3 protein-coding genes are annotated in these 2,773 nt (G+C 32.7%); all 3 read left to right on the top strand.

Going from position 1 to position 2,773, the window contains the following annotated elements:
• Positions 1–52 precede the first annotated feature (52 nt).
• Positions 53–931 carry a sodium-dependent transporter gene (locus tag ACT8VG_RS09620; RefSeq protein WP_444195737.1) on the top strand — a complete coding sequence of 293 codons (879 nt, stop codon included), beginning with the start codon at positions 53–55 and terminating at the stop codon, positions 929–931.
• A gap of 83 nt (positions 932–1,014) precedes the next feature.
• Positions 1,015–2,397, top strand: a complete 1,383-nt coding sequence (locus ACT8VG_RS09615) for an ROK family protein (RefSeq protein ID WP_444195736.1) — start codon at positions 1,015–1,017, stop codon at positions 2,395–2,397.
• Positions 2,398–2,402: 5 nt separating this feature from the next.
• Positions 2,403–2,773: hypothetical protein (locus tag ACT8VG_RS09610; protein ID WP_444195735.1), on the top strand; the 371-nt coding region annotated here is incomplete at its 3' end.

The following is a 2,773-nucleotide window of genomic DNA, read 5'->3' as shown; positions in this document are numbered from 1 at the left end:
GCGAGCACCGATATCTACACGCGTAAGATCGTCGTCAGCGGCAGTTGTGTATATGAGTCAGTTACAGAATGGTGTAGAAAGAATTACAAAAGTTATGATGATTGGCTTACTTGGACTCATTGTAGTTCTTGCAGTACATGGTTTGACACTTGATAATGCGATGGCAGGTGTTAAATTCTATTTATATCCAGACTTTAATAAGATCAAACATATTGGTTTATTAAATGTAATCGTAGCGGCAATGAACCAGTCTTTCTTTACTTTAAGTATTGGTATTGGTTCAATGGCGATATTCGGTAGCTATTTAAAGAAAGATAAAACTCTTTTAGGGGAAGCAGTGAATGTTGCAGTGTTAGATACATTTGTCGCTATTGTGGCAGGTCTTATCATCTTTCCAGCATGTTTCTCATTTGGAGTAAATCCTGACAGCGGTCCTAGTCTGATTTTTATTACTTTGCCTAATGTCTTTTTATCAATGACAGGAGGTAGAATCTGGGGTGCTCTATTCTTCCTATTTATGGCTTTCGCATCATTATCTACAGTCATTGCAGTATTTGAAAATATTATTGCCTGCACAATGGAATTATGGAACATCACAAGAAAGAAATCAGTAATCATTAATTTAATTCTTATTACTGTATTCTCATTACCTTGTGCTTTAGGATTTAATGTCCTTGACTTCTTGCAGCCTCTTGGCAGTGGTTCAACAATATTAGATTTAGAAGACTTTATCGTAAGTAATCTTCTCTTACCACTTGGTTCTCTTGTTTATTTATTATTCTGTACTTCTCGCTTAGGATGGGGATTCAAGAATTATCAAACAGAAGCCAATATGGGTGATGGTCCTAAGATTCAGAACTGGATGCAGGGTTATCTTACAATTATATTGCCTATTGCGGTCATATTCGTATTTATCAGCAGTTTGATTTAAACAGTGGATTCCACTGTTTTTTTCTTTAGAGAATTCTTCTTAATATGAGTATAATATAAATAGAGAGAGAAAGGAGGCTTTTTATGACAAAGCAACAATATCAATTATGGATTTTAGAACATCAATCAGATGATTATATTTTAGAAAGAAAGAATGAAGATCTTATACAGCTTGATACATCCTATGCAGTAGCTTCTGTACAGTTTTCTTCTATTGAAGACAATACACTAGTAGAAATTTCTATTGTTTCAAAGAAGGATGAGCGTACTAAATTTTATCTTCATTTTGAATTGAAGGAAGAAGAACATGCTAAAAAACTCTTTGATGAGATGGTTGAAACACTAATTCGCTTAAAGGGCGAAAAGAAAGTCAGAGTATTATTATCTTGTTCTGCTGGTTTAACAACTTCGATGTTTGCATCTATGCTTACTGAAGCGACTGATACGTTAGGATTAGATTATGAATTTAATGCAGTAAGTTATATGAATATTTATGAAGAGGCGGATCATTATGATTTAATACTGATTGCACCTCAGATTGGTTATATGCTGAATCGTTTAAGAAGCAGTCTCCCCGATCATCTTATTCTACAGATACCTACAGCTTATTTTGCATCCTATAATACAGGAGAAACAATACAGTTTATACAAAAATCATTGAATGATTATTGTAGAAAGAAAAACGAAAATAAGAAAAAAATATGTCATTGTAAGAAATCTCAAAAGCGTATTTTATCCATTGTTATTCAAATCAATAAAAATAAGCAGCGTATCTCTTATCGTCTTTATAATAAGAATGAGGTACTAGATGAAAATCTGATTATCAAACCTACCTATAGAATTCAGGATCTTTATGATATTATTGATACACTCTTATTAAAGTACACTTTTATTGATTGTATTAGTATTGCGACACCAGGCATTGTGAATGATAATAAGCATTTTGTAGACGCTTATACAGGAAGTATTATTGATATTCATGAATCATTTGAAGAAAAATATCATATAAGTACATATGTATTTAATAATGCGAATGCTGCCTGTGTAGGCTTTTCTTTAGAGCATCCTGAATATTCTCATATTATTTTTCATTCTCAGCCATTTGGTGCTGGTCATGGAGGACAGGGAATCATTGCTAATAAGATGCTTCTTACAGGATATAAAGGTATTGCAGGAGAGTTAAGGTATTATCTTCATCGTATGCAGTTGTCTGATGATGAAAATAAGCTGATCTGGACAGAAGCAGGGGCTTTAGAAGTTGTTACAAAAGCTTTATTACCTTCTATTATTACAATAGGACCAGAGGCAGTGGCTATCAGTTGTCGTATGACGCCGGATATGAAGGAAATAAAGAAGACACTTTCTTCTTTCATCCCAGAAGAATATCTTCCAGAATTTTATTCTATTCAGGATCCTATTCCTTATATGCTAGATGGTCTTGCTCATCTTGCTGATGAAATAATTTAAAGACTATGAAAAGAAACCGTATAGAACATGTGAAGAAATATAGTATGCTTTCTCTTGTAGAAGATTTAGGCTTTACTCTTGTTTATGAGAGTTCTAATTACTATCATCTCGAGGAACATGATTCATTAAAAATTAGAGTAAATATCAATAGATTCTATTGGTATTCAAAAGGATTTGGAGGAGACACGATTACATTATGCCAGACATTGGGGTTAGAAAAGAATTCAGAATTTCATTCTTTTATCTATACGATTCTTTATCTGGAAATGAGAATGTATAAGAATCCTCATCATGAATTTAAAAAGATTAAAAGACAAGAGAGAAAACTATATTTGCCTTGTAAAGATATCAATAATAAGAAGGTCTATTATTATTT

Source organism: Catenibacterium sp., from assembly GCF_052354645.1.
Classification (GTDB): Bacteria; Bacillota_I; Bacilli_A; order Erysipelotrichales; family Coprobacillaceae; genus Catenibacterium; species Catenibacterium mitsuoka_A.
Note: the sequence above shows the minus strand (reverse complement) of the source record. Positions and strands in the feature narration are given on the sequence as shown.